Genomic DNA, 26,403 nt, shown 5'->3' on the forward strand with positions numbered 1-26,403 from the left:
TAATTCACTATTAATATTTATATGTGGGAAATGAAAAAGTCATGACTAAACAGGGAATTAAGAAGGTTCCCCGCTTGACAAACCTCTTCGAAGCCATTACACTAGGATTACTAACAATTGATCTATATGAGAATGCTGAGAAAAGAAGAGTAAGAGATAAGGTTCATGTGCAGAGACTTCCGTACGCTGAAAAGGAAGCTTGGACTTATTTCCCAATATGGCCTTGGAGCAGCGGAACCGAACTGGCATATTACATGCTTTTAGATTCCGACGGTTACACCCGTTATCGTGTCAGACTGTATAAGCAGCTTAGGAACTAAAAAATTCTGAGGGCGGATGCAGCCGGTAAGGTCCATGCTGTAAGGCATGGATAAATTAAAGTGGTATCACGGGATAATCGCCCGTCTTTAAATTTCCGAGAGGATATTTTTAGACGGGTTTTTCTTTGGAGAAAGCAGCCTAATTTCCGTAGCAACTCATGATAGAACCAGGAGGGAAGAACATGTGTAAAGAATCAAACAAAAAACCTTATTATATTACAACTGCCATTGCCTATGCATCCGGTAAGCCTCATATTGGAAATACCTATGAAGCCGTACTGGCAGATGCCATTGCCCGCTATAAAAGAGCCGAGGGCTACGATGTATTTTTCCAGACAGGAACCGACGAGCATGGACAAAAGATCGAAGAAAAGGCAAAAGCAGCCGGAGTGACTCCAAAGGAATTCGTGGATCAGGCAGCCGATGGAATCAGAAGCATCTGGGATTTAATGAATACTTCCTATGATAAATTCATCCGTACCACCGATGAATACCATGAAAAGCAGGTTCAGAAGATCTTTAAAAAGCTTTATGATCAGGGCGATATTTATAAAGGACATTATGAAGGCCTTTACTGTACTCCCTGTGAATCCTTCTTTACCGAGTCTCAGCTGGTGGATGGAAAATGCCCGGACTGCGGCGGCGAAGTAAAGCCTGCCAAGGAAGAGGCATACTTTTTCCGTATGAGCAAATATGCAGACCGTCTCATCGCTCATATTAATGAAAACCCGGAATTTATCCAGCCGGTTTCAAGAAAAAATGAGATGATGAACAACTTCCTGCTTCCAGGACTTCAGGACCTTTGCGTATCCAGAACTACATTTACCTGGGGAATTCCAGTCAGCTTTGATCCAAAGCATGTAACGTATGTATGGCTGGATGCTTTGACAAACTATATTACAGGAATTGGCTATGACTGTGATGGAAACAGCACCGAGCAGTATCAGAAGCTTTGGCCGGCAGACTTACACCTTATTGGTAAGGACATCATCCGCTTCCACACCATTTACTGGCCTATTTTCCTTATGGCACTCAATGTTCCTCTTCCAAAGCAGGTATTCGGCCATCCATGGCTGTTACAGGGCGACGGAAAGATGAGCAAGTCAAAGGGAAATGTTCTTTACCCCGATACCTTAGTGGATTTCTTTGGTGTGGATGCCGTCCGCTACTTTGTGCTTCATGAGATGCCCTTTGAAAATGATGGCGTGATCTCCTGGGAGCTTATGGTAGAGCGCATGAATTCCGACCTTGCCAATATTCTTGGAAACCTTGTAAACCGTACCATTTCCATGTCCAATAAATACTTTGGCGGCGTGGTAACAAACGGAAATGATACCGATGCCTTTGATGAAGACTTAAAGGCAGTGGTACTTGATGAGGTGAAAAAGGTTCAGGAGAAGATGGAGAAGCTTCGTGTGGCGGATGCCATCACTCATATCTTTAACATTTTCAGAAGAAGCAACAAATATATTGACGAGACCGCACCCTGGACACTTGCAAAGGATGAGGAAAAGAAAGCCCGTCTGGAAACTGTGTTATACCATTTAACAGAAGCAATTACCATTGGTGCTTCTCTTCTTGATTCCTTTATGCCGGAAACCTCAAAGAAGATTTTAACCCAGCTCAACACAGAAAAGAGAGAGCTGTCCCAGATGAACGAGTTCGGACTTTATCCGTCAGGAGGAAAGGTAACAGAACAGCCTGAGATCCTTTTTGCCCGTATGGACATCAAGGAAGTAATGGATAAGGTAGATGCCCTGTTCGCTCCAGTAGAAGAGGCCAAAGAGTCAGCCGAAGAGTCCGGAGATGTGATAGACATTGAGCCTAAGGCAGAAATTGAATACGATGATTTTGCAAAGCTTCAGTTCCAGGTAGGAGAGATCATTGCCTGTGAAGCAGTGCCGAAATCCAAAAAGCTTCTCTGCTCCCAGGTACGTATCGGAAGCCAGGTAAAGCAGATCGTAAGCGGCATTAAAGCCCACTATTCTCCAGAAGAAATGGTTGGCAAAAAGGTAATGGTTGTGGTAAACTTAAAGCCGGCCAAATTGGCTGGTGTTGTATCCGAAGGCATGCTTTTATGTGCCGAAGATGCAGAAGGCAATCTATCCCTTATGGTTCCGGAGAAGACCATGCCGGCAGGAGCAGAAATCTGCTGATATAAGGGAACATCAGACGATAGAAAATAGTAAACAAGGCAGGCCGGGTTTCTAAAATCCGGTCTGTTGTATTAAAAAGGAGAATTCCATGCAGGAGACAACAAGCCCCACAAGAGAAGGATTCACCGGATATACCCTTAAGCTTATTGCTGTGGTCACCATGTTCATTGACCACATCGGTGCAGTATTAATTGAAAATGGAATATTTAAGAACCCCAATATGGACTTAACTCAGACCTTTATGGGAATTACCCAGGTAAAGCTATGGGGATATCTTGACTTTGCCCTTCGTGTCATAGGAAGAATTTCATTTCCCATCTTTTGTTTTCTTCTGGTACAAGGCTTTATTCATACCAGAAATGTAAAACGCTATAGCTTCCGGCTCCTAATATTTGCTCTGGTTTCTGAAGTACCCTTTGACCTGGCAATTTCAGGAGAATGGTTCCACCCGGAATATCAGAATGTGTTATTTACTCTGCTCATCGGACTTTGGGTCCTGACCGCGTACCAGAAGGCATTCGGAGATCCATTAAAGCAGACCCTGGCCATAGTCGTTGGCTGCGGCGCGTCTGTATTAATAAAATGTGACTATAATATTATTGGTATTGTTTTAATACTGATCTTTTACGTATATCGGGATAAGCCCAAATTACAAAGTCTTTTATCTGGTTTTGTGGCGGCACTGCAAAGCCTTTACTGCTTAGGCGCCGGGGCGTTGGCCCTGTTCCCGATCCGTAATTACAACGGAGAAAGAGGGAAAAGGAGTTTGGATAAGTTTTTCTACTGGTTCTATCCAGTCCACCTTCTTTTACTCTATCTTATTTACCTTTTAATAGTTAAATTATAAATAAGGAGATACCATGATTTTTGATACACACGCCCATTACGACGATGAGGCATTTGAGGAGGATCGGGAAGAGCTGTTAAACAGCCTTGCCCTCCACGGCATAGAAGCGGTGACCAATGTGGGAGCCAGCATAAAAACTTCACAGAATACCATGAATATGGTAGACAAGTATCCCAATGTTTACGGTGCCATCGGCGTGCACCCAAACGAGACCGGAGAACTTGACGAAGAGGGAATGACATGGTTAAAGGAACAATCCTCCCACCCAAAGATTGTAGCCATCGGAGAAATCGGTCTTGACTATTACTGGGACGAACCAGACCGTGATACACAGAAAAAATGGTTCATCCGCCAGCTTGACCTGGCAAGAGAAGTGAACCTTCCCATCATCATTCACAGCAGAGATGCTGCCAAAGATACTCTGGACATCATGAAGGCAGAAAAATCCCAGGAGCTGGGAGGCGTCATCCACTGCTTTTCCTATGGAAAAGAGATGGCGAGAGAATACCTTAACATGGGATTTTATCTGGGAATCGGAGGCGTTCTTACCTTTAAGAATGCAAAGAAGCTGAAAGAAGTGGTAGAGTATATGCCGATGGAACAGCTGGTTCTGGAAACAGACTGCCCGTACCTGGCACCTGTTCCAAACAGAGGAAAGCGAAACTCTTCCTTAAATCTTACCTACGTGGTAAAGGAAATCAGCGAGATCAAAGGCATATCCGAAGAAGAAGTCATAAAGATTACCAATCAAAATGCAAAAACCATGTACCGAATCAGATAACAGAAAAGAAAGCGGAGGACAAGAATGGCAACACTGGGAAATCCCCAAAAAACGATCGAGATCATTCAAAAATATGAATTCATGTTCCAGAAAAAGTTTGGACAGAATTTTTTAATTGACACCCATGTACTGGATAAGATCATACTTGCGGCGGGAGTAACAAAGGAAGACTGCGTGTTAGAAATCGGTCCTGGGATCGGAACCATGACACAGTATCTGGCAGAGAATGCGGGCCATGTGGTAGCCGTAGAAATCGATTCCAATTTAATTCCCATTCTCAAAGAGACTCTTGCAGATTATGATAATGTGACAGTCATACACGATGACATCCTTAAGGTTGACATAAATAAAATTGCTCAGGACTTTAACGGAGGACGCCCCATTAAGGTAGTGGCAAATCTTCCTTACTATATTACCACCCCCATTATTATGGGACTTTTTGAAGGTGGCGTCCCCATTGACAATATAACCGTAATGGTTCAAAAGGAAGTAGCAGACCGGATGCAGGTAGGCCCAGGCTCTAAGGATTACGGCGCCCTATCCCTTGCAGTCCAGTATTATGCAGAGCCATATATCGTTGCCAATGTTCCGCCAAACTGCTTTATGCCCCGGCCGGGAGTGGGTTCTGCGGTGATTCGTCTTACAAGACATAAAACTTCTCCTGTAGAGGTAATGGAACCGGACCTCATGTTCCGTCTCATCCGCGCTTCCTTTAACCAGAGAAGAAAGACCCTTCAAAATGGGTTAAATAATTCCCCTGAAGTCTCCTTTACCAAGGAACAGATCATAGAGGCCATAGAACAAATGGGACTTTCCCCATCCGTTCGTGGAGAAACCTTAACATTAAAAGAATTTGCAGGTTTAAGTAACTGCTTTACTCAAATGAAACAGATATAAAAAGGCGTAAAAAGCCTGACCTTCGGCACCGTTCCTATGGTGCCGTTTTTCATGGAACAGGAAATGAAAAAAACCTATGTATGATGGAGTGAAAATGAAGTATGATAATAGAAACGCAATGAAGTGAATAAGCTATAGAATGGAGTGATGCATATGAAACAAAAAAAGAAAATCGGGAAAATGCTTGTCTTAGGTGCAGCCGCAGCCGCCACCGGCATAGCCGCCAAAAAGACATACGATTATTACAAAAGCAAAAATGGCCAGAATAAAAAGCCATTAAAAGAACAGAAAGAAGCCCCCCAGGCGGAAAATAAAAAAGCCTATTTTATAGGAGGTGGCCTGGGGAGCCTTGCTGGTGCTGCCTATCTCATCAGGGACTGCAGCATGCCGGGAAACCAGATTACCATCTTTGAAGGCATGCACATATTGGGTGGAAGCAATGACGGAATCGGAACGCCGGAAAAGGGCTTTGTCTGCCGGGGCGGCCGTATGCTCAATGAAGAAACCTATGAAAACTTCTGGGAGCTGTTTCGTACGATTCCCTCCCTTGAAAACCCCGGTCGCAGCGTGACAGATGATATCTTAAATTTCGACCACGCTCATCCCACCAGTGCAAAAGCCAGACTCATTGATAAAGAAGGTAACATCCTGGATGTGAAATCCATGGGCTTTACCCAAAAAGAACGATTGGCATTGTTTCGCCTCATGAACACGCCAGAAGAAAAGCTTGATGACATGACCATAGAAGAATGGTTTGCCGATATGCCTCATTTCTTCACTACGAATTTCTGGTATATGTGGCAGACTACCTTTGCATTCCAGAAATGGAGCAGCCTTTTTGAGTTCCGCCGCTATATGAGACGTATGATCCTGGAATTTTCAAGAATTGATACCTTAGAAGGCGTAACAAGGACTCCATACAACCAATATGACAGCGTAATCCGCCCCTTAGAATTATATTTAAGAAAGCAGGGCGTGGCATTTGCAGAAAATTGTGTTGTTAAGGATATTGAGTTCGCAGAAGGAGAAGGAATTACGGTAAAAGCCCTTCACCTAAAGGATTATGGCATAGAACGAACCGTCGAGCTATCCGATGAGGATATCTGCATTATGACAAATGCCTGCATGACCGACAGTGCCACTCTGGGAGACCTTCACACACCAGCCCCTGACCCCGTGCTTCGCCCGATTTCAGGAGAGCTTTGGAGCAAGGTAGCGGTTAAGAAGCAGGGACTTGGAAATCCATATCCCTTCTTTGGAGATGTACATGAGACGAACTGGGAAAGCTTTACCGTGACAAGCAAAGGAAATAAGCTTCTTAAAATGATAGAGCGGTATTCCGGCAATGTTCCGGGAAGCGGAGCTTTAATGACCTTTAAGGATTCCAACTGGCTCTTAAGCATTGTAGTGGCAGCTCAGCCCCATTTTACAAATCAGCCCATGGATCAGACTATTTTCTGGGGTTACGGTCTTTATACCAGTGAGGAAGGCAATTTCGTGAAAAAACCAATGAAGGACTGTACCGGAGAAGAGATGTTGATCGAGCTGCTTCATCACCTTCATATGGAAGATAAAAAAGACGAGCTGCTTCATGACGTAGTTAATGTAATTCCATGTATGATGCCTTATGTGGATGCTCAGTTCCAGCCAAGAAAGATGGCGGACCGTCCTGAAGTAGTCCCTAAAGGCTCCACAAACTTTGCCATGGTTAGTCAGTTCGTAGAGATTCCTGATGATATGGTATTTACCGAAGAATACTCGGTTCGAGCCGCCAGAATGGCAGTCTATACCCTTATGGGTGTAAAGAAAAAAGTATGTCCTGTTACGCCTTATTTCAATGACCCTAAGGTCCTTTTAAAAGCGTTAAAGACATCATATCGTTAATTATCAGTCAATGTGTCCTTGTGGGCCAGACATTTTTCTTCGGAAGATGGCTGGTCCTTTTGCGCGTTATCACGGTAATACTCTACTGCACAAAGGGGAAATGGCATAATTACCTCGTTGCAAAGAGCCATTTTCTATGATATGCTAATAACTGCGTTGTCTGCGATTGACGGACGTAAGATAAAGAATTTGGAGGAAAGAAATATGAAGAAAACGGCACTCGTATTAGCGGCTGTTCTTGCTTCCAGTGTTGTTTTAACAGCATGTGGCGGTTCCGGTAAATCCGGCGCTCAGAACAACAATACCCAAGGCACAGAAGCAGCAGGAACCACAGCTGGCGGCCTCGATCTGGCAGTACAGATCGGACCAGATCCGGAAACAATTGATCCGGCATTAAACTCATCCATGGATGGTGCAAACATGATTCTGCACGCATTCGAGACCCTGTTAACGGTTGATGAGAAGAATAACATTATTCCTGGACAGGCAGAAAAATTTGACGTAAGTGATGATGGTCTCACTTATACCTTTCATTTAAGAGAAGGTTTAAAGTGGAGCGACGGTTCTGACCTTACGGCTGACGATTTTGTATATTCCTTTAAGCACTTAGCAGATCCTATGACTGCAGCACCATATGCAGCAGACATGCTTTCCATGGTAAAAGGATACGAAGATGCCGCGAAAGGAAATCTTGATTCCCTTGGTGTATCCGCACCAGATCCTAAGACCTTTGTCGTAGAGCTTTCCGCTCCCTGCGTTTATTTTGATAAAATTATTACCCATGCAAGTATGGTACCAGTAAAAAAAGATGTAGTAGAATCTAAGGGCGACCAGTGGTCTTTAAGCCCTGATTCCTATATTTCCAACGGACCTTTAAAGATGATCGAATGGGTTCCAGGTTCACACATTACATTTGCAAAAAATGAAAACTACTGGAATGCAGATAAAATTACCGTTAACACCATCAAATTTGTACTGATGGAAGACTCTAACGCAGCTTACAGCGCATATCGTACCGGAGAAATCCAGATGATCCGCGATGTACCTACAGAAGAGATTCCAAGTCTGAAGGGCAACCCTGAGTTCCACATTGAGCCTCGTATGGCTACTTCTTATACTATTTTCAACACTCAGAAGGCACCTTTTGACAATGTGAAAGTACGCCGTGCATTAAGCCTTGCCGTAGACCGTGCTTACATTGCAAATACTCTGATGATGGAAACAGCTTCTCCGGCAGCTAACTTCGTAGGACCTGGAGTTTCTGACAAGGAAGAAGGATCCTCATTTGAAGAAGAGACCCGTAACATCAACGGCGGAGATTTCTTTGATATCGAAAATCATGAGGAAGATGTAAAGAAAGCAAAAGCGCTTTTAGCAGAAGCAGGATATCCGAACGGTGATGGCTTCCCAGTGATTGAATACATGACAAACGATGCAGGTTACAACAAGGCAGTAGCAGAGTATTTACAGAACGCTTGGAGCGAGCTTGGCGTAAAGATGGATATTAAGATCGTAGAATGGTCCACCTTCACCCCAACCCGTCGTGCCGGTGACTTCCAGATCTGTCGTGGCGGCTGGGTATACGATTACGATGACCCATCTAATATGCTGAACGTTCTTTCTTCTGAAAGCGGAAACAATGATGGTAAGTATAGCAACCCGGAATATGATGCTGCTTTAAATCAGGCCAGAGATACTGCGGATAAGACAGAGCATTATGAGAAACTTCATTTGGCAGAGAAGATAATTATGGAAGATGCAGCTGTTTCCCCACTTGTATATGCAAATGATTTTTATATGCAGAATACAGACATTAAGGGAACCTGGCATTCTCCATATGGATATTGGTTCTTTATGTACGCGACCAAATAATAAAACCAATCAATGATTCTTAACTAAAGAGCAGAAAAAAATACGCTTTGATCGGAACTTAAAAAGCTTCCGTATCAAGGCGTATTTTTTCTATTAATCCAAATGTTTTTAAATCGTAACCTTATCCAATGGTATCATCATAACAGGCACGCACACCACCGATATACTTTGCTCTGGTACGTGCGGCAATCACACGTGCAGAGCCGATATATTTGGTGTCGATCCGTACTGGAACTGCAACGGCACGCAGATGCATGCCAATCAGAGTATCTCCAATGTCAAGGCCTGCATGAGCCCTGATCAATTCAACGGCAACAGGGTGAGAAAACGTATGATAGGCTGCAGTTGCAAGAGAACCTCCCGCTTTGAGCTGAGGAAGTACATTTACCGGTTCGTAGCCATAACGTTCAGCTGCCTCTTCCTCCAGAATTAAGGCCCGGTTCAAATGTTCGCAGCACTGGGCAGCCACATAAATCCCCTGTTCATAGAACACCTGATGGATTGCTGTAAAGACTTCTTTTCCAATCTCTTCACTGGAATGAGAGCCGATCTGATGATTGGCGATTTCACTGGATGAGCATCCGATCACTACTAAGTCACCCTTTTTTAAATGTGAGACTTCCAAAAGCTCCTTTGCAGCCTTTAGAGCCTGGTTTCTGATTTCTTCTAACATGGTATGACCTCCGCCTATAATGCTTCCCGGATAGCCGCAGCCATTTCCTCATATTCCTTATCGGTAAGGTAAACCTTGTCCGGGTTCATGGTAAAGGTACCGCCCCATTCATCTCCCCCGTTATATTTGGGAACGATGTGCATATGAAGGTGGCAGCCGGTGTCTCCATAAGCCCCGTAGTTGACTTTATCCGGGTGAAATACCTTATGAATGGCTTTTGCGACCTTGGAGACCTCTCCAAAGAATGCATTTCTTTCATCGTCGCTGATATCGATCATTTCACTGACATGATCCTTATAGGCCAGAATGACTCTGCCCTTTTTGCTCTGCTCCTTAAATAAATATAAAAAACCTGTTTCCATTTCACAAATGGGGTAACCGAATTTCGCAACCAGATCGCCCTTCATGCAGTATGCGCAGTTTGGATCCTTCATAATCATGTACCTTCTTTCTGAGAGTGTGTAATAGTTTATGCATAAATTCTATTCTATCAAAAAGCAATGAGGATTAAAAGAGAAGAGGAAAAAAATTATTTAAATTACAAAAAAACAGCAGATTCCAACGGGTAGCCCAAATGGAATCTGCTGTTTTTCAAAAAGTATGTATTAAGCTTTGCTCTTTAAGTGGTTAGCAACCTTAACATCTTCTTTTTTAATGTGATTGATCAGCCAGCCAGCGATGGCGCTGTTAACTTCTCCAACCAGTGAGATGGTAGGACCATCCTTATCAAGCTTCTGGCAGATGCCAGCAACCACTTTCTTAAAATCCTCGTGATAGCGCTTGTGGTTTGCATAGTCAGGATATTGGCTCTGAAGCTGCAGCTTTTCCTCATCGCTGAAATGCTTGGCTGTATAGTCCTGTAAGAATTTTGTAGTGTTAGCGAGCTCCGTACGTCCCTTTCCGGTGGAACATGCGGTTAAAAGGTTATTGATTGCATCGATCAGCTGACGGTGCTCGTTGTCGATTAACTGGTTTCCAGTCTCTAAATCTTTTGTAAATGTATATGCCATAATTCGTCTCCGTTTCCCATTTTTTATTGATATTCTACACTATTTCCCAGGAAAATCCAACTACTATTTTTCCTTCCAGCTTAAATAGAGATTGGCTACCACATCTTCAATGGGAGCCTTTTTAATCTCCACATCACGAATCTGACTGAATTTAGACAGATTTCCCAAGACCTCATGAATAGGAAGCTTCGTCCGGTCGAATTCATACTCATGAACATCGTTTTCAGACTTTAACAGCTTCATATCCAAAAGAGAGAGGGGAGGCATTTCTGGCTGAGTGGTAATTAAGATCCGGTAGAAGCCGCCCATGACATCCCTGAGTGCGTTAAAATCCCCATCAAAGGCAATGTTACCCTTGTTTAACAGAACCACCCGCTGGGCCATTTCCTCTAAGTCATCCATGTCGTGGCTGGTAACGACTACCGTAGTCCCCTGCTCCTTGTTCAGCCTCTTTAAGAAGCCAATCATCTGCTGCTTGGCTAGAACATCAAGCCCCAACGTAGGTTCATCGAGAAAAATCAGGTCAGGCCCGTGTAAAAGAAGCATGGCAATGTCAGCCCTCATCCGCTGGCCCAGACTCAGCTCCCTTGCAAACGTTTTCAGGATATCAGACAGATCCAAAAGCTCTGTGGCCATTTGAAGATTTCTCTCGTAAACCTCCTCGGGGATATTCCAGACATCCTTTTTCCACTGGAAGCTTGTGATGACCGGGTGGTCCCACCATAATTCTGTCCGCTGTCCAAAAAGAACTCCTACCCGGCCCATAAGGGCAATCCGGTCCTTTAAAGGGCTTAAGCCCAGCACAGTCACCTGACCGCTTGTAGGTGTAAGTATGCCGGATAATATTTTTATCGTGGTACTTTTACCAGCCCCGTTTGCCCCGGCATAAGCCACAAATTCCCCTTGTCCGATGGTCAGGGAGACTTTATCTAAGGCAGTAACCACCCTTTTTTCAGGCTTTAACAGATTTTTAATAATATCCTTTGCTTTCCCGTTTCTTTGCCATTGGGAATATGTTTTTGTTACGTTATCTAAAACCAAAGCCGGAGTACCTTGGAGAACCATATCGTTCATAATGTTTCATTCCTTTCCTGAATAAAAATAAAGCAAGCAGTGAAAAAACTGCCGTTGCCGCCGGAAGATAGAGTGCCGGCAAAAGTTTAAGGGAAGCCATGCTGTTTACTCCAGCCTCTAAAAGTCGGAGAGAAGGAAACCAGGCCGAGAGTCCGATGGGTAGAATGGTGATAAACACCCTCTTTACCACCGGGTTCATATTTCCCAGTGGATACGTTTTAAGAGAAGAAAACATATCCTTTCCCACCATGGAAATTTCCTCCGCAGCGGCGGGGGCGTAAAAGGCCATGGAAGAGATGATATAGAGAAATGCCATAATAAGCAGGCAGGAACAGATACCATAAAACATGCATAATAAAAGCCACGTTCCATGCATCACGATTCCAACCTTAAAAGCGCCGTATAAGGCAAGCCCTGCCCCCATCAGTAAGAGGGGAGAGCCGGAAAATGGGCAAAAGCCCTGGGTCAAAAGCTCAGCCCAAAGAGGCACTGGTTGAATCATAATGTGGTCAAGCTGTCCTCTGCCTACCACCCGACTGATAAATCCGGCATTATTGCCGATAAAAAAGAAGTTAAAGATACCTTCCACAAACAGGGCGTACCCCATCATAAATAAAATCTCATTTCGCCCCATTCCTGCGAAATGGTCAAAATTCAGGGACAGGAGATAAACGCCGGCAACGGTGCAGCCAGCGCTGATCCCATCCGATAAAATCTGTATGATAAAATATCTGGTATCCCGAAGGAGCCATAGAAGATCCATGACAGCGTATCGTCGATACAGCCGTAAAACAGTTTTTAAATTATCCACCAAAAGAAATCATCCTTTCTTTGCTTTTTCTGAAAAATAAAATTGCCACAGTCCAGATAGTTAAGTTCCAAAAGACCTGAAGCCCCAAAACGAAACCTGGATTATCTGCAAGTCCTGTATATATGGTAAGCGGCCCGTGGCCGATGGAACCAAGAGGCATGAGGGAAAAGACGGTCCCCACTGCCTTAGGAAACAGGGTAAAGGGAATCATCTCCCCGGAGAGCAGAGCAAATATAGCTTCTCTTATAGCCAAAGCGGCAAAACAGCCGTTTTTCAAATGCATGGCAAAAGAAGCAAAAATAAGGTCAATGGCAAAGCCGAGAGAAGCAGCCAGTATGAGGCTTATAAAAGCCAGTATCCCATGCTGTAGGGAAGCAGGCCAAGGACTGATGCCAATGAATGGCGCCAAAAGCCATAGAGGCAGTCCGAAAAACAGAAAATTGGGAATCCACCATTTTCCGATCGTCTCCGCTATAAAGCTTGCTTCCACCGGCATGGGTCTTAAAAAACGTCCGATGACCGAGCCCTCCCAAAGGGAGGAGGTGGCGGGGGAAATGATATTTAGCTCCTGGTGCAGTATGGTAGCCATCAAGGTATAGGTAAGTAGCTCCTGACCCTGATTTAAGGACTTCCAGATAAAAATCAGCATGACGAACTGGACGGCCTGAATCATATAGCCTCCTGCCACGAACAGAAAACCGCCGTCAAAAATTTGTTTGGTACAAATGAACATGGTAGAGCGTATGGCCTTTAGAAGGGAGCCATAGCCGGAAAGAATATTTTTTTTCTGATTCATGAATGAGATTCCTCCATTTTGCAGTTAAATAAGCAGTATTTAAACAAGTTGAAGTCCGTTATGTACTCTTATTTCCCGAAAAATCCACAAAAAAACCCGGCACCTATGGCGTCCGGGCAGAAAATCAGTCATTCATCAGCAAAATTAATTACCGGATGTTAGACAAAATCTGAGGTGAGACGCTGGGATTTTCGTGAAAATGGGCGCACTTATACACGGACAGTGCGAAATTACAGAAAATCACAGTAATGAAATAAATATTTTGCCATAATGTAGTGAATTTAATGGAAATATGGTTCATTTTGTCTCACCTCCTTTTAATAGAATTTAAAATATCATATCATTCGGCTGTCTATAAGTCAAGAAAGACAGGATTAAAATTCAGATAACGCTTCCTCATCGGCTACAATGATCACATCTGGATGAAGCTGCAGAATGGAAGCAGGAACACTTGGGCTTACCGGCCCTTTAATAACATCGTGAAGGATCTGTGCTTTATCCTCCCCACTCACCACAAGAAGTATCTTTTTAGCACTCATGATGGTGCCGATTCCCATGGTATAAGCCTGTCTTGGAACCTGGTCAATCGAGGCGAAAAAGCGTTTGTTGGCCTCGATGGTGCTCTCCTGAAGATCAACAATATGAGTTTCCTTTGGGAATATATCAGATGGCTCATTAAAACCGATATGACCATTGTGTCCCAGTCCTAAGAGCTGCAAGTCAATGCCGCCCAGCTCTTTGATGGCTTCCTCGTAACGGGCTGCTTCCTTGATTGCGTCTGTTTCTGTGCCATCCGGAATATTCGTATTCGCTTCGTTAATATTTACGTGGCGAAAAAGGTTTTCACGCATAAAGTAATAATAACTCTGGTCATTGTCTTTGGTAAGTCCTTTGTATTCATCAAGATTAGCGGTCTTGACTCTGGAAAAGTCCAGAACCCCCTTATTGTACCATTCAATCAGCTGTTTGTAGATACCAACCGGTGTGGAACCCGTTGCCAACCCCAGCACACAGTTTGGTTTCATGATTACCTGAGCTGAGATAATATTGGCAGCTTTGCGGCTCATATCGTAATAATCTTTGGCGCGATAAAGCTTCATTTTTTTATTCCTCCGTAAGATTGGAAAAAATTTTTATTTTATTCTTTCAACAGGATAACATTTTTATGTCATACATGCAATGGCATTTTGCATAAAATAATTATAAAGGAGTGGTGGCATGTCTAACTATCGAAGACTAATCTCATATATTTACGCCTATGAAGGCGGAGTCAAAGGAAAAAACATCGGATTTGCCAAGATAGAGACGAGAGGAATCCAATGCAAGATTACGGTAAGTGTGAAACGGGTATATGTGGGTGGCAATGATATAGGGGTGTACTTATTAGCCGGAGAGCAGGAAATCTACCTCGGTAATATTTTCATTCGAGGTGGTTCTGGTGAATTCAGAGCCGCAGTATCAGCAAGTGATATTGAGCATTCCGGTATTGCCGTGGATCAGTGCTTCGGACTGACCATCCACGACGTAAAAAATACATGGCGTTCCTATACGACCATATGGGAGGATGCAGTATCCCATGCGGCAGAAGTGGAATTAAAAAAAGCATCTCCGGCCAATCAAAGTGACGACCGGCCCGCAATTTCAGAAGAGCAGATAAAAAAGGCTGTCCGGGAAATAGAAGAAGAGTTTCCGCTGCAGTCCAGTGAAACATCAGAAAATAAAGACACATCCCAGCAGCAGGCTGAGGACGCAGTAGGGGAGGAGAACCTGGTTGCCTCTCTGGAAAGTGATGCAATAAAGGATGCTCTGGAGAATGACACCGGAGCTGACTCTGTGGAAATGCAAAATAACGTAGGCTACATAGTTGAGGAATCAGAGTCCCTGTTGGATGCCCAACAGCAGGGTGGAATGACCGGCCCCGCTCAGGGAATGACTGGCCCGAATCGAGGAATGACCGGCCCCACCCAGGGAATGACTGGCCCGAATCGAGGAATGACTGGCCCAACCGCAGGTGCGACAGGACCTTCTCCAATGCCTGTAAATGAGCCAATTCCAACTTTAACAGGTCCAATGTCCATAACCCGTCCCATCCCTACAGGACCAACACCGGTTACGAACCCGGTATTCATAGGCCCGATTCCAGGGATCGGACCGCGGACAACAGGTCCTACACCTCCAGGCCCCACAATAACAGGTCCCACCGTTGGCTGGGATGGAGATTCCTCTCCCTTTAGTACAGGTCCGGTTCCGGGCTCCCGTCCCGTAACAACAGGACCGGTTCCAGGCTGGTGGCAGCAGCCGCCATCTTCCACAGGTCCCACCGCTGGTGTGCCTCGGGCAAACCGTACCGGAGCTACCGGCCCCGTTTCCCAGGAATGGAGCGACCAAGGTGAGGAAAGCCAGGATACATTAGATACCTTGGCTTATGAAAATAAAGCTGGTCAGATGGAAGCAGAAGCAGTACCTGCTGAGGCCATATCCTACGAAGATTCCCCTTCCCCTGGCAGAACCCTGCTTTACCGGGTCGATGCGCCGCTAAAGGAGGAACCAGTACAGCATCCGGATACTCCAAAGCTTGGCAATCCGGCTGATTTAGAACGGCTTCTAAGGAATGAAGGCCAGGAAGAAAGTCCTCATGATATTGTATGGGATAAAATGAGACGGGAACATACCAGAATTCTCGCCTTTGACTATGAAGAAGGCTGTGAGATCTTAACCATCAAGCCCCAGGACATCGGCCTGTTGCCAAGAGACGCCTGGGTGTATGGAAACAACAGCTTCCTGCTCCACGGCTATTACAATTACCGTTACTTAATTCTGGCAAAGCTTTTCAATGAAAATGGAATGCCCCGTTACCTTTTAGGCGTTCCGGGCCATTATTACAGCAATGAACGGTATATGGCTTCTATGTTTGGCTTCCCTAACTTTGTTCTGTCAAAAGAACAGCCGGTGGAAGACGGAAGGTTTGGTTTCTGGTACACAGATGTAAAAATAGGGGGCTGATCAGCCCCCTTGTTTGCAGTTCTTATAGTTCAACGCCCCGAAGTGATGAATTTGGCAGAAATGGTTTTAAGCTCCCGAGAAAAGCTTCCAATTCCTCTCTGGTAAATGACTCATATCCGGGGCATAAAACCTCCTCAGACTCCACATAATTCTGAAGATAATAAAGAGAGGGCCCCATAAGCCACGTTCCAATATCATCAAAGTCCTTTTGAGAGTGGATACCTTTCACCACCGTAGTACGAAATTCAAAAGGGACATGCTTCTCCATTAAAAAAGCAGCACTTTCTTCCACCTGTTCCATATGGATTCCGGCAATCCCGGAGGCCTTTGGATAATTATCCTTCCCCGCCTTAATATCCATGGCAACGTAATCAAGCAGCCCCAGAGAGACCAGCCTTTTTAACACCTCAGGCCGATACCCGTTGGTATCCAGCTTCACAAGATAACCTAAATTCTTTATTTTTTCAATAAAAGCTTCTAAATCTCCATTCAAGGTAGGCTCACCGCCTGTAATGCAGATACCTTCCAATATCCCCTTCCGTTTTTCAAGAAAATCCATAATCTCATCCTCTGAAAATGATGGCGTCACATCCCCTCCAATTAACTGGCTGTTATGGCAGAAAGGACATAAGAAATTGCAGCCGCCAAGGAATATGGTAGCAGCTACATGGCCAGGATAGTCAAGAAGCGTAGTTTTTTGAAGTCCGCAAAGTTTCATAGCTTCACCATTCCTTTGTTTCATGTTATACTTTCATTATACCATAATAAAATGCAAAGAGGAATTACCATGACCAGTGATGAAAAATATATGAGAGCTGCTCTCTTACAGGCGAAAAAAGCACGTGACATCGGCGAGGTACCCATTGGCTGTGTCATTGTCTATGAAGATAAAATCATAGCCCGTGGTTATAACCGTCGTACCATAGATCAGAATGTTCTGTCTCATGCGGAGATCAATGCCATCAAAAAAGCATGTAAATACATGGGAGACTGGAGATTAGAAGGCTGCACCATGTACGTGACCTTAGAGCCATGCCCCATGTGTGCCGGAGCCATTGTCCAGGCCAGAATTCCAAGAGTCGTCATCGGATGTATGAACCCCAAGGCAGGCTGCGCAGGCTCCGTTTTGGACATGCTTCATGAGGAACGGTTCAACCATCAGGTGGAGACAGAAATCGGAGTTCTTTTAGAGGATTGCTCCCAAATGATGAAAAACTTTTTCCGGGAACTCAGGGAAAAGAAAAAACAGAAACTGGAAGAGGCAAATCCCCTGTAAAACCTTGACAATCCCCATGTTTCCATGTATACTTAACTCCGGTTATATACTAAAATGTCATAAAGCTTCCGTGCAGCCGGGGAGATAGCGGTGCCCTGTACCTGCAATCCGCTCTAGCAGGGGTGATGTCTCACCCCGGGCCGTCCTGTTGCAGGGCTGCCCCTGAAAAGTGGCGATGACGTTTGGGTCTTACGCAACAGTACTTCGTGAACCGTGTCAGGGCAGGAATGCAGCAGCACTAAATGAATGTTATTGTGTGCCGTGAGGGTGCCTGGACTGAGTTAACTATCAGGGTAACGCCTGTGATAGCGGTTCAAAGTGAGACGCACGGATTTAAATATAAAATTCATCAGACGCCGGAAACATATTATGTTTTGCGGTGTCTTTTACAATTCCCGGAGTTCATTTTTACAAATTTCTTATTTTTCTTATATAATGAAGTTTTCCCTTGCCCGCCATTCCCCTTTGTATTATAATTGAGAATAAAATGGGTATAATAGTACCTATTTCCCTAAACAAATCTAATCAAAGAAGGGGTGTGCTTTCATGATGAGAATTGGAATGCTGACGAGCGGAGGAGACTGCCAGAGCTTAAACGCAACCATGCGCGGCGTGGCAAAAGCACTTTACCGGATGTTCGACAATATAGAGATCATAGGCTTTGAAGATGGCTACAAAGGCCTTATTTATACAGATTACCGTATTATGAGACCTGAGGAATTTTCCGGGATATTAACAAAAGGCGGAACCATTCTAGGCACTTCAAGACAGCCATTTAAACTGATGCGTACCCCTGATGCCAATGGCCTTGATAAGGTGGAGGCCATGAAGCACACCTATAAAAAACTGAAATTAGAATGCCTCGTGGTATTAGGAGGCAACGGAAGCCAAAAGACAGCCAATCTTCTCAGGGAAGAGGGGCTTAACGTAGTTTCCCTCCCAAAAACCATTGATAATGATTTATGGGGAACGGATATGACCTTTGGCTTCGAGAGTGCGATGAACGTGGCAACCAATGCCATTGACTGCATTCATACTACAGCCGCATCCCACGGAAGAGTCTTTATTGTGGAGGTCATGGGCCATAAGGTAGGCTGGCTGACTCTTTATGCCGGCATCGCAGGAGGAGCTGATATTATACTTCTTCCGGAGATACCTTATGATCTTGATATCGTAATTGAAGCCTTAAAGACCCGCACCAAGAACGGCAAAAAGTTTTCCATCATTGCCGTAGCCGAGGGTGCCATTTCAAAAGAGAATGCAGCTCTCAGTAAAAAAGAGCTGAAAGAGAAAAAGAAGAGCGGAGTCGTTTATCCATCTGTTGCTTACGAGATCGGAGCCATGATCACGGAGCGGACAGGCCAGGAGGTACGGGTCACTGTGCCAGGCCACATGCAAAGAGGAGGAGATCCATGTCCCTTTGACCGTGTGCTTTCCACCCGGCTTGGAGCAGAAGCGGCCCTGCTTATTAAGAACAAGGAATACGGCAATATGGTAGCGGTACAGAACAATGATATTGTTAAGATGCCCCTTTCTGAAGTTGCCGGAAAATTAAAAACAGTCGACCCTCAATGCTCTATCGTCAAGGAAGCCAAGATGATAGGCATTAGCTTTGGGGACGAATAAGGAGTCAATCAGCATGTCATATACGGCATTGTATCGGAAATGGCGCCCGCCGTCCTTTACAGATGTAAAAGGACAGGACCATATCGTACAAACATTAAAAAACCAGATAGTTTCCGGGCGTATCGGGCATGCATATCTGTTTTGCGGAACCAGAGGAACCGGTAAAACAAGTATTGCAAAGATTTTTGCAAAAGCAGTCAATTGTGAGCACCCGGAGGATGGAAGTCCCTGCGGAGAATGCCCAACCTGCAAAAACATTGCAGCCGGTGCTTCCCTTAACGTAGTAGAGATCGATGCCGCTTCCAACAATGGCGTCGAGAACATCAGGGAGATCAGGGACCAGGTCCAATATCCTCCCACAGAAGGCAAATACCGGGTTTATATCATCGATGAGGTTCATATGCTTTCTACAGGAGCCTTTAACGCACTGTTAAAGACTCTGGAAGAGCCGCCCTCCTACGTGATATTCATCTTAGCTACCACTGAGGTGCATAAGATTCCCGTAACCGTAATGTCCCGCTGTCAAAGATATGATTTTAAGCGCATTACGGTGGAGACGATTTCAGACCATTTAAAGGCCCTTACTGCCGCCGAACAAATACAGGTGGAAGACAAAGCCATTACTTATATCGCAAAAGCGGCGGACGGTGCCTTAAGAGATGCCTTAAGCCTGTTAGACCAGTGCATTGCCTTTCACTATGGAGAGGTACTTACCTACGACAATGTCCTGGATGTCCTCGGTGCGGTGGATATCACTGTTTTCGGAACCTTGTTCCGTGCCATCACAGAGAACCGGACAAAGGACTGCATCTCCACTTTAGAGGAAATGGTAATACAAGGTAGAGAGCTTAGTCAGTTTGTGGTAGACTTTATCTGGTACCTGAGAAATCTTCTCATTTTAAAATCTGTTGACGATGCAGATAACCTGCTTGATATGTCAACAGAGAACCAGAACCTCCTGAAAGAGGACAGTAACAGGATCGATCAGGAAACCTTGCTTCGGTATATCCGTGTATTTTCAGATCTATCCAACCAGCTTCGCTATGCCTCCCAGAAACGGGTGCTCATCGAGGTCGCCTTAATAAAGCTGACCCGTCCCCAGATGGAAGAAAACTTAGACTCCCTCATTGAGAGAATCAAGTCCATAGAAAAGCAGCTGGAGCAAGGCGTAACGGTAGCCGCTGTGCAAAAAGAAGCACCTCCGAAAGAGGAGATGACTCCAGCAGAGCGTATCTCACTACCGAAAGGACAGCTGGAAGACTTAAATCTGATCCGAAGCGAATGGGGAAAGATCACCCGTGAATTAGGAGGCCCCAACAGGGCCAGCTTCCGGGAAACGGTGGTGGAACCAGCCGGAGAAAGCTGTCTTTGCATCGTTTTCGATGATCAGAACAGTTACATGATCGGAAGCAGAGAAGCTGTAATCTCAGAGTTAAAAGGGTATGTAGAAGATCATTACAAAAAGTCCATCGACTTTAAGACAAGAATTCGTGGCGGAGGCGAACGCCTGGATACCATTTACGTCAGCGACGAAGAACTAAAGACAAACATTTTAATGGATATTACAATAGAAGAATAATAGAACAGGAAAATCAGGAGGACAGATCCCATGGCAAAACGTGGCGGTTTTTCAGGCGCAATGCCTGGCAATATGAACAATTTAATGAAGCAGGCACAGAAGATGCAGCGTCAGATGGAAGAGACGACAAAGGCCCTTGAGGAAAAGGAATACACCGCGAAAGCAGGCGGCGGAGCCGTAAGCGTTACTGTTTCCGGAAAAAAAGAAGTAACATCTGTAAAGCTGTCTCAGGAAGTTGTTGATCCTGATGATATAGAGATGTTAGAGGACCTGATTATGGCAGCTACCAACGAAGCCTTCCGTGAGATGGAGGAAGAGAATAGTTCTGCCATGGCTAAGCTTACCGGAGGGCTTGGCGGTTTAGGCGGAGGCTTTCCGTTCTAATTATGGATTACTATAGCAGTCAGATAACGAAGTTAATCGAAGAGCTGTCAAAGCTTCCGGGCATTGGCAGTAAATCCGCACAGCGTCTGGCATTTCACATCATCAATATGCCGGAGGAACAAGTGGCAGGCCTTGCTTCATCCATTACAGAAGCAAAACGCAATGTACATTACTGCAAGGAATGCTTTACCCTGACGGACAAGGAACGATGTCCCATCTGTATGAGCGAAAAACGCAGTCATAAGGTGATCATGGTGGTGGAAGATACAAGAGATTTAGCTGCCTATGAAAAAACCGGAAAGTTTGAAGGCGTTTACCATGTCCTTCACGGTGCCATTTCCCCAATGCTTGGAATCGGACCTGGAGACATAAAGCTGAAGGAATTGATGCAGAGACTGCAGGGAGACGTGGAAGAGGTGATCATTGCCACCAATTCCAGTCTTGAAGGCGAGACAACAGCCATGTATATCAGCAAGCTGATCAAACCGACAGGAATCAGAGTTACCCGTATAGCCAGCGGAGTACCCGTTGGAGGAGACTTAGAGTACATAGATGAGGTAACATTGTTACGGGCCCTGGAAGGCAGGGTCGAACTGTAACTCATTTGCCTTGTTAGGAGATGCAAAGAATGGATAAGTACGAGTTTAATATAAAGGTTGAACAGATTAAAAAACTGGTCGGCAAAAACGACTATGAGACGGCTATGAAGATAGCTGATACGATCGACTGGAGAAGAGTGCGCAACACCAATCTACTGTCCATGGTAGCCATGGTCTATGAGAAAAATAAAGAATATCAGGAAGCCAAGGACATTCTTCTGCAGGCTTACGAACGCGCTCCCATTGGAAAGCGCCTGTTATATAAACTGGCTGAACTGGCCATCAAGGAAGGCAACATCGAAGAAGCCGAAGCTTATTACAAAGAGTTCGGCGATCTTGCCTCCGAGGACCCAAGACAGCAGCTTTTGCGCTATATGATCTTAAAATCAAAAGGTGCACCGGCTCAGCAGCTCATCCATTCCCTGGAGTCCTACACAAGTGTGGAGCTTGACGAGAAATGGCTTTATGAGCTTGCAGAATTATACAGCCTGGCTGGCATGCCCGATCGCTGCGTGGAAACCTGTGACCGTATCATGCTCATGTTCGGCCTTGGCAAATATGTAGATAAGGCCATGGACCTTAAGATAAAATATGCCCCTCTCACCCATTATCAGATGGACCTTGTAGAAAACAGGGACAAGTATGAAGCAAGACTTCGTGCCGTAGAACAAAGATATGGAAATGGCATGCCCACAGAAGAGGCAGAGCCAGAGGAAGAATATTACGACGAAGAACCAGCTCAGATAGAGGAGCCTGAATTTCTCTACCAGGAAACCCCAATGGTCTCTAATCTGGAAGCGTCCATAGAGGAAGCCGCTGTTCAGGAGAGTCTTGCAAGAGAATTATCAAAGATCTCCTATGATGAGCCGGTACTTCAGCCCGAGACAAAATTGGAGCATACAAGAGTCTTAGAAGACATCCGAAGAGTCGGCCGCCCCATGACCTCTGTAAAAAGACCGAAAGGCATGGAAACCCATTCGGAACCTGTCATCGAAGAAGATTTTACAGACTCAACCCTCAATGTGTCCGAGATTTACCCGTACAGTATGGAAGAACCAACGATTTCCCGCTACGATGCTGAGGAAGATTCTCAGATGTCCCAGTATAATCCAGAGGAATCAGAGAATGCTCAATACCTCTCCGAGGAACCTGGCATCTACCAGTATGGCGAAGAAGACCCCGGGAACTCCCAGTACGCTGCAGAGGAATATAACAATCTTCAGTATGAGATGGAAGAGCCTGACATGTCCCAATACGCCATGGAAGAAACCGACTATAATCAAGAGGACGACAATTATCAGGAAAATATTGACGTTTACGAAAATGGGGAGTTCGAAGGTGAGCAGTCTGCCGTAACCGCAGAAGAGGAAGAATATTTCCCTCAGACTGAGCCAGCCTATGATTCATACTCTTCAGAAATAGAAAACTTACAACAAAGCTTCTATGAACCAGTTCAGGAGGAGCTCCGCTCCGCTTCCGCGGACCACCTTCAGTTTGAGGACCTCTATGAAGAGGAAGAAGATAATGAATCAGATGATACTCCAGTACGGAATCATCTTATGATAGAAGCAAGAACCCCTGAAAAGGGACTTTCCATGGCAGTGGAAGCCTTAAAGCAGATTCATAAGGAAAATGGTGTCAACAATCCGGTAGCAAAAATCACCGGTTCCAAATTATCCAAGCGTGGAGTATTGGCCTGCGCAGAAAAGCTTGCTGGAAAAGACCTTGTCATTGAGGAAGCCGGAGACCTTACTCCGGAAGCTTTAAATGAGCTGAACCATATCATGAGCCAGGATACGAGCGGAATGATCGTAGTTCTTATTGACAATCCAAAGCAGATGGAAACCTTACATAGGGAACATCCCGCTCTTGCCAGTAAGTTCGAATGCATTGGAAGCGGAGAGATGGCTCCACCATCCCCGTCAAAACGCCCTGCCTCCCAGCCGGAGATTTTAAGGGAACCGCATACAGACTACCAGGCTGCCCCATATCCTGAGACGGAGATGCCTTATGAAGAAAAGAATCCCTTCGGCAATACCTCTAATAAGGAAACTCATTATCAGGAGACCGATTATCAGGAGTCCGATTACCAGGACCAGGCTTCCTACCAGCCTCAGGGAGATTATGAGGAAGAATATCAGGAAGATTACAGCTATGAAGAAGAAAGCAATTATCTTCCCGACGAAGCGTATGAACCCCAGGAGCCCGTAGAAGAAGAGCCAGCTCCCCGTAAAAAACTTTTCTCCAGAAATAAAAAGGACTCTCACAATGAGTCGTACAGCCAGGAAGTAACCCAGACCGTGCGGGAGGAAGCAGCTTCCTACGTTTCGAATGAGGAAATGGACATTGATGAATTTGCCCAATATGCCTGTCGTTATGCCAATGAGATCGATTGCAGCATTACAGGCAAGAGCATGCTTGCCCTATATGAGCGAATAGAAATCATGGAAGAAGACGGTATCTCATTAAGTAAAACATCTGCAGAGAGTCTCATAGAAGAAGCCGCAGACCGGGCAGAAAAACCAACCTTTGGAAAACGGATCAAAAACCTATTTTCTTCCAAGTACGATAAAGACGGACTTCTGGTTTTAAAAGAAGAACATTTCATATATTAATGGAGTATAAAATTGGACATTAAGCTTATTGCACTAGATTTGGACGGAACATTACTGGACAGTAAAAAACAGCTTTCAGAAGCAAATCGTAAGGCACTTACTGAATGTATTCAAAATGGAATATTAATAGTCCCCTGCACCGGGCGGACTGCAGACGGCATACCATCTGAGATAAAAGATATAGACGGTATCCGGTATGCCATAGCAACCAATGGTGCAGTCATACATGACTTAAAGGAAAAAGCTGTGCTGGATACCAGAATGCTGACATGGGAAAAAGCGATGGAGCTTTTAGAGTTCGTAGACAACTATCCCGTCATGTATGATCCTTATATAGAAGGAAGAGGTATCACGGAACCTAAATTCTTTGAGAATCTATCTGACTATTGCCTGACAGATGCATTGCAGGATCTGGTTAAAAAAACCAGGGACCTCCATCCAAGTATCATAGACTATGTAAGAAACACTCGTAAGCCAGTGGAAAAAATCAATCTGTTCTTCCCCGACATGGAAGGCCGGGCCAGATTAAGAGCTGAATTAAATAAGCAGGCTGATATTTTGGTCACTTCCTCCATTTCAAACAATCTGGAGATCAATGCCCTTGGCGCATCAAAAGGGGAAGCCATTCACCGCCTTGCAGACCTTTTAGGAATCGACAGGGCTCAGACCATGGCAATCGGTGACGGTGAAAATGACTTCACCATGATTCGCATGGCAGGAGTGGGGGTTGCAATGAAAAATGCAAGCAAGGAACTCCAGGCAGAAGCAAACTATGTTACAGAAACCAATGATGATGACGGAGTAGCAGCAGCTATTTACCGCCTGGTATTTGGGAAACAATTATGACGAGGCTATATATGGAAAACTGGTTATCTGTAATCGCAGGAATCTATCTGCTCGGAATGGTTCTATACGGCCACTACAAAGGATTTATCCGGCTGGTCGTATCCATGCTGGCAGTGATCCTTTCACTGACCATTGTCCGGGTGGCACTGCCAACGGTTACGGAATTTCTAAAAGAGAATACAAAAATCCAGCAGACGATTTCCGAGAGCATGAAAAAGTCAGTTGGCATTCAGGGAGAAGAAGCCCCAGGTGATATCTCCTCAGACGCACCTTCTGTCCAGCGGACGATCATCGAAAAGCTTGATCTGCCTCAGAACATGAAGAATGCACTGATTGAAAATAACAACAGTGAGATGTATCAGCTCCTCGGAGTGCAGGCATTTACCGATTACGTCGGAAACTATCTTGCAAATAAGATATTAAATTCCGTCGGATTCGTCATTTTGTTTGCCGTCGTCTATGTGGCGATGAAGATGATTGCCAGCTGGCTCAATATCATTGCAAGGCTCCCCATCATATCCGGAATCAACAAGATCGCAGGAGCTTTATTAGGCGGAATCCAGGGTCTTGTATTTCTCTGGCTTGCCTGTATCCTCATCACGGCGTTCTCAGGAACCGAATGGGGACTCATGCTTTCCAGACAAATAGAAGCCAGCAAATGGCTTTCCTACCTATACAATCATAACTTCTTAAATCTCATGGTTCTAGGGGTCCTCCAGGGGTTTAAATAGGAAAGTAATTGTATTTATCCAATATTCAATTAAAACAAATCTACAAGCACAGGCGCCAATAGCCTGGTTTGTAGATTTTTTCTTTTCCCGCATCCCAGGAAAATACAGGGATTCATCCCTGTATTATAGGAGGAAAAGCAAGTTCTGAAAAATTGTTCGAACAAATGGAACAAATTCCCTTGACAATAAGATTGGGACATGATATATTATAGTTCCGATGCGGAACAAACCACATTGGCAACCGAAAAAGCCGGTTGAAAGAAATGAAAAAAGTTGTTGACAAACGAGACGCCACATGATATACTACATGAGTTGCTAATCGAGAGATAACAACAAAAAGCACTTTGAAAACAGAAGATTGAACAGTATGTAAAACCCTGAAAATTCTAATAATAAGCTGCGTTTGAGCAGCTTTGAATGAGAAATTCAGAACGAATACAAGAAATTGTATACGAACCAAACAACAAGTAAAACGGGAAATAAATTAGCTAGTAGTTGATTTTGACCGTGGATTGAACATTTAATTTGAGAGTTCGATCCTGGCTCAGGATGAACGCTGGCGGCGTGCTTAACACATGCAAGTCGAGCGAAGCATTTTAAAGGAAGTTTTCGGATGGAATTTA

General features: G+C 44.8%; 23 protein-coding genes, 1 rRNA gene, 1 other RNA gene and 1 pseudogene. 18 read left to right on the plus strand and 8 right to left on the minus strand.

All coding sequences use genetic code 11. The features are described from left to right. The first annotated feature begins 41 nt into the window (after positions 1-41). The 7 genes from T546_RS26530 (at position 42) to T546_RS0116970 (ending at position 8,757) form a co-directional block, all read left to right on the plus strand. Complete coding sequence (locus tag T546_RS26530; protein WP_026892646.1) at positions 42-320, plus strand: hypothetical protein; 279 nt, start codon at positions 42-44, stop codon at positions 318-320. Between the two features lie 182 nt (positions 321-502). Continuing rightward, a complete protein-coding gene (gene metG / locus T546_RS0116945; RefSeq protein ID WP_026892647.1) occupies positions 503-2,476 on the plus strand; it encodes a methionine--tRNA ligase in 1,974 nt (657 codons plus the stop codon). Between the two features lie 88 nt (positions 2,477-2,564). Beyond that, positions 2,565-3,323: a TraX family protein gene (locus tag T546_RS0116950; protein WP_026892648.1), complete on the plus strand. Its 759-nt coding sequence runs from the start codon at positions 2,565-2,567 to the stop codon at positions 3,321-3,323. A gap of 13 nt (positions 3,324-3,336) precedes the next feature. Beyond that, the gene (locus T546_RS0116955) at positions 3,337-4,104 is read left to right on the plus strand and encodes a TatD family hydrolase (RefSeq protein ID WP_026892649.1); all 768 of its coding nucleotides are present in this window, start codon (positions 3,337-3,339) and stop codon (positions 4,102-4,104) included. Between the two features lie 24 nt (positions 4,105-4,128). Next, entirely contained in the window at positions 4,129-5,001 is an 873-nt protein-coding gene (gene rsmA / locus T546_RS0116960) for a 16S rRNA (adenine(1518)-N(6)/adenine(1519)-N(6))-dimethyltransferase RsmA (protein ID WP_026892650.1), read from the plus strand. A gap of 153 nt (positions 5,002-5,154) precedes the next feature. Continuing rightward, the gene (locus T546_RS0116965; RefSeq protein ID WP_084326489.1) at positions 5,155-6,885 is read left to right on the plus strand and encodes an oleate hydratase; all 1,731 of its coding nucleotides are present in this window, start codon (positions 5,155-5,157) and stop codon (positions 6,883-6,885) included. Positions 6,886-7,089: 204 nt separating this feature from the next. Then, on the plus strand, positions 7,090-8,757 hold the full coding sequence (locus tag T546_RS0116970; protein ID WP_026892652.1) for a peptide ABC transporter substrate-binding protein: 1,668 nt from the start codon (positions 7,090-7,092) through the stop codon (positions 8,755-8,757). A gap of 121 nt (positions 8,758-8,878) precedes the next feature. On the opposite strand, the gene T546_RS0116975 is transcribed toward T546_RS0116970, so the two are convergent. The 7 genes from T546_RS0116975 to nagB all read right to left on the minus strand — a co-directional run bounded on the left by T546_RS0116975 (position 8,879) and on the right by nagB (position 14,221). Beyond that, positions 8,879-9,430 (minus strand): TIGR01440 family protein, encoded by a 552-nt coding sequence (locus T546_RS0116975; protein WP_034599738.1) that lies wholly within the window; start codon positions 9,428-9,430, stop codon positions 8,879-8,881. A gap of 14 nt (positions 9,431-9,444) precedes the next feature. Then, positions 9,445-9,864, minus strand: coding sequence for an HIT family protein (locus T546_RS0116980; protein ID WP_026892654.1), 420 nt, complete (start codon positions 9,862-9,864; stop codon positions 9,445-9,447). 171 nt (positions 9,865-10,035) lie between these two features. After that, entirely contained in the window at positions 10,036-10,440 is a 405-nt protein-coding gene (locus tag T546_RS0116985) for a bacteriohemerythrin (RefSeq protein WP_026892655.1), read from the minus strand. A gap of 63 nt (positions 10,441-10,503) precedes the next feature. Next, complete coding sequence (locus T546_RS0116990) at positions 10,504-11,514, minus strand: ABC transporter ATP-binding protein (protein WP_026892656.1); 1,011 nt, start codon at positions 11,512-11,514, stop codon at positions 10,504-10,506. Further along, a complete protein-coding gene (locus T546_RS0116995; RefSeq protein WP_242842252.1) occupies positions 11,468-12,325 on the minus strand; it encodes an ABC-2 family transporter protein in 858 nt (285 codons plus the stop codon). The genes T546_RS0116990 and T546_RS0116995 overlap by 47 nt, the downstream gene beginning before the upstream one ends. Then, positions 12,318-13,121, minus strand: a complete 804-nt coding sequence (locus T546_RS0117000; RefSeq protein WP_026892658.1) for a hypothetical protein — start codon at positions 13,119-13,121, stop codon at positions 12,318-12,320. Before T546_RS0117000 ends, T546_RS0116995 begins: the two co-directional genes overlap by 8 nt. A 374-nt stretch (positions 13,122-13,495) precedes the next feature. Beyond that, on the minus strand, positions 13,496-14,221 hold the full coding sequence (gene nagB / locus T546_RS0117005) for a glucosamine-6-phosphate deaminase (protein WP_026892659.1): 726 nt from the start codon (positions 14,219-14,221) through the stop codon (positions 13,496-13,498). Between the two features lie 1,462 nt (positions 14,222-15,683). On the opposite strand from nagB, the pseudogene T546_RS26475 reads away from it, so the two are divergent. After that, positions 15,684-16,124: pseudogene (locus T546_RS26475) on the plus strand (DUF6128 domain-containing protein); the annotation flags it as partial. 22 nt (positions 16,125-16,146) lie between these two features. On the opposite strand, the gene T546_RS0117015 reads toward T546_RS26475, so the two are convergent. Beyond that, a complete protein-coding gene (locus T546_RS0117015) occupies positions 16,147-16,842 on the minus strand; it encodes an anaerobic ribonucleoside-triphosphate reductase activating protein (protein ID WP_026892661.1) in 696 nt (231 codons plus the stop codon). Positions 16,843-16,911: 69 nt separating this feature from the next. Here T546_RS0117015 and tadA point away from each other — a divergent pair, with 69 nt between their 5' ends. From tadA to T546_RS0117060, 10 genes are all read left to right on the plus strand, one after another. Then, the gene (gene tadA, locus T546_RS0117020; protein ID WP_026892662.1) at positions 16,912-17,400 is read left to right on the plus strand and encodes a tRNA adenosine(34) deaminase TadA; all 489 of its coding nucleotides are present in this window, start codon (positions 16,912-16,914) and stop codon (positions 17,398-17,400) included. Positions 17,401-17,468: 68 nt separating this feature from the next. Continuing rightward, positions 17,469-17,731: signal recognition particle sRNA large type (gene ffs, locus T546_RS25100), an RNA gene on the plus strand. A 215-nt stretch (positions 17,732-17,946) separates the two neighbouring features. Continuing rightward, on the plus strand, positions 17,947-19,026 hold the full coding sequence (locus T546_RS0117025) for a 6-phosphofructokinase (protein WP_026892663.1): 1,080 nt from the start codon (positions 17,947-17,949) through the stop codon (positions 19,024-19,026). A gap of 13 nt (positions 19,027-19,039) precedes the next feature. Continuing rightward, positions 19,040-20,605, plus strand: coding sequence for a DNA polymerase III subunit gamma/tau (dnaX, locus tag T546_RS0117030; RefSeq protein WP_026892664.1), 1,566 nt, complete (start codon positions 19,040-19,042; stop codon positions 20,603-20,605). 30 nt (positions 20,606-20,635) lie between these two features. Next, complete coding sequence (locus tag T546_RS0117035; protein WP_026892665.1) at positions 20,636-20,989, plus strand: YbaB/EbfC family nucleoid-associated protein; 354 nt, start codon at positions 20,636-20,638, stop codon at positions 20,987-20,989. Positions 20,990-20,991: 2 nt separating this feature from the next. After that, complete coding sequence (recR, locus tag T546_RS0117040) at positions 20,992-21,588, plus strand: recombination mediator RecR (protein WP_024838038.1); 597 nt, start codon at positions 20,992-20,994, stop codon at positions 21,586-21,588. A 29-nt stretch (positions 21,589-21,617) separates the two neighbouring features. Continuing rightward, the gene (locus T546_RS0117045) at positions 21,618-24,203 is read left to right on the plus strand and encodes a tetratricopeptide repeat protein (RefSeq protein WP_026892666.1); all 2,586 of its coding nucleotides are present in this window, start codon (positions 21,618-21,620) and stop codon (positions 24,201-24,203) included. Positions 24,204-24,215: 12 nt separating this feature from the next. After that, positions 24,216-25,049: a Cof-type HAD-IIB family hydrolase gene (locus T546_RS0117050; protein ID WP_026892667.1), complete on the plus strand. Its 834-nt coding sequence runs from the start codon at positions 24,216-24,218 to the stop codon at positions 25,047-25,049. A 353-nt stretch (positions 25,050-25,402) separates the two neighbouring features. Next, a complete protein-coding gene (locus T546_RS26480) occupies positions 25,403-25,780 on the plus strand; it encodes a CvpA family protein (protein WP_408643063.1) in 378 nt (125 codons plus the stop codon). 521 nt (positions 25,781-26,301) lie between these two features. Beyond that, positions 26,302-26,403: ribosomal RNA gene (locus T546_RS0117060) — 16S ribosomal RNA — on the plus strand; the annotation flags it as partial.

This window comes from [Clostridium] aerotolerans DSM 5434 (assembly GCF_000687555.1).
In the GTDB taxonomy this organism is placed as follows: domain Bacteria; phylum Bacillota; class Clostridia; order Lachnospirales; family Lachnospiraceae; genus Lacrimispora; species Lacrimispora aerotolerans.

Excerpts from the sequence above, each read along its gene's own strand:
- T546_RS26530 (WP_026892646.1), top strand. The coding sequence starts at position 42 with ATGACTAAACAGGGAATTAAGAAGGTTCCCCGCTTGACAAACCTCTTC.
- metG (WP_026892647.1), top strand. The coding sequence starts at position 503 with ATGTGTAAAGAATCAAACAAAAAACCTTATTATATTACAACTGCCATT.
- T546_RS0116950 (WP_026892648.1), top strand. The coding sequence starts at position 2,565 with ATGCAGGAGACAACAAGCCCCACAAGAGAAGGATTCACCGGATATACC.
- T546_RS0116955 (WP_026892649.1), top strand. The coding sequence starts at position 3,337 with ATGATTTTTGATACACACGCCCATTACGACGATGAGGCATTTGAGGAG.
- rsmA (WP_026892650.1), top strand. The coding sequence starts at position 4,129 with ATGGCAACACTGGGAAATCCCCAAAAAACGATCGAGATCATTCAAAAA.
- T546_RS0116965 (WP_084326489.1), top strand. The coding sequence starts at position 5,155 with ATGAAACAAAAAAAGAAAATCGGGAAAATGCTTGTCTTAGGTGCAGCC.
- T546_RS0116970 (WP_026892652.1), top strand. The coding sequence starts at position 7,090 with ATGAAGAAAACGGCACTCGTATTAGCGGCTGTTCTTGCTTCCAGTGTT.
- T546_RS0116975 (WP_034599738.1), bottom strand. The coding sequence starts at position 9,430 with ATGTTAGAAGAAATCAGAAACCAGGCTCTAAAGGCTGCAAAGGAGCTT.
- T546_RS0116980 (WP_026892654.1), bottom strand. The coding sequence starts at position 9,864 with ATGAAGGATCCAAACTGCGCATACTGCATGAAGGGCGATCTGGTTGCG.
- T546_RS0116985 (WP_026892655.1), bottom strand. The coding sequence starts at position 10,440 with ATGGCATATACATTTACAAAAGATTTAGAGACTGGAAACCAGTTAATC.
- T546_RS0116990 (WP_026892656.1), bottom strand. The coding sequence starts at position 11,514 with ATGAACGATATGGTTCTCCAAGGTACTCCGGCTTTGGTTTTAGATAAC.
- T546_RS0117000 (WP_026892658.1), bottom strand. The coding sequence starts at position 13,121 with ATGAATCAGAAAAAAAATATTCTTTCCGGCTATGGCTCCCTTCTAAAG.
- nagB (WP_026892659.1), bottom strand. The coding sequence starts at position 14,221 with ATGAAGCTTTATCGCGCCAAAGATTATTACGATATGAGCCGCAAAGCT.
- T546_RS0117015 (WP_026892661.1), bottom strand. The coding sequence starts at position 16,842 with ATGAAACTTTGCGGACTTCAAAAAACTACGCTTCTTGACTATCCTGGC.
- tadA (WP_026892662.1), top strand. The coding sequence starts at position 16,912 with ATGACCAGTGATGAAAAATATATGAGAGCTGCTCTCTTACAGGCGAAA.
- T546_RS0117025 (WP_026892663.1), top strand. The coding sequence starts at position 17,947 with ATGATGAGAATTGGAATGCTGACGAGCGGAGGAGACTGCCAGAGCTTA.
- dnaX (WP_026892664.1), top strand. The coding sequence starts at position 19,040 with ATGTCATATACGGCATTGTATCGGAAATGGCGCCCGCCGTCCTTTACA.
- T546_RS0117035 (WP_026892665.1), top strand. The coding sequence starts at position 20,636 with ATGGCAAAACGTGGCGGTTTTTCAGGCGCAATGCCTGGCAATATGAAC.
- recR (WP_024838038.1), top strand. The coding sequence starts at position 20,992 with ATGGATTACTATAGCAGTCAGATAACGAAGTTAATCGAAGAGCTGTCA.
- T546_RS0117045 (WP_026892666.1), top strand. The coding sequence starts at position 21,618 with ATGGATAAGTACGAGTTTAATATAAAGGTTGAACAGATTAAAAAACTG.
- T546_RS26480 (WP_408643063.1), top strand. The coding sequence starts at position 25,403 with ATGTATCAGCTCCTCGGAGTGCAGGCATTTACCGATTACGTCGGAAAC.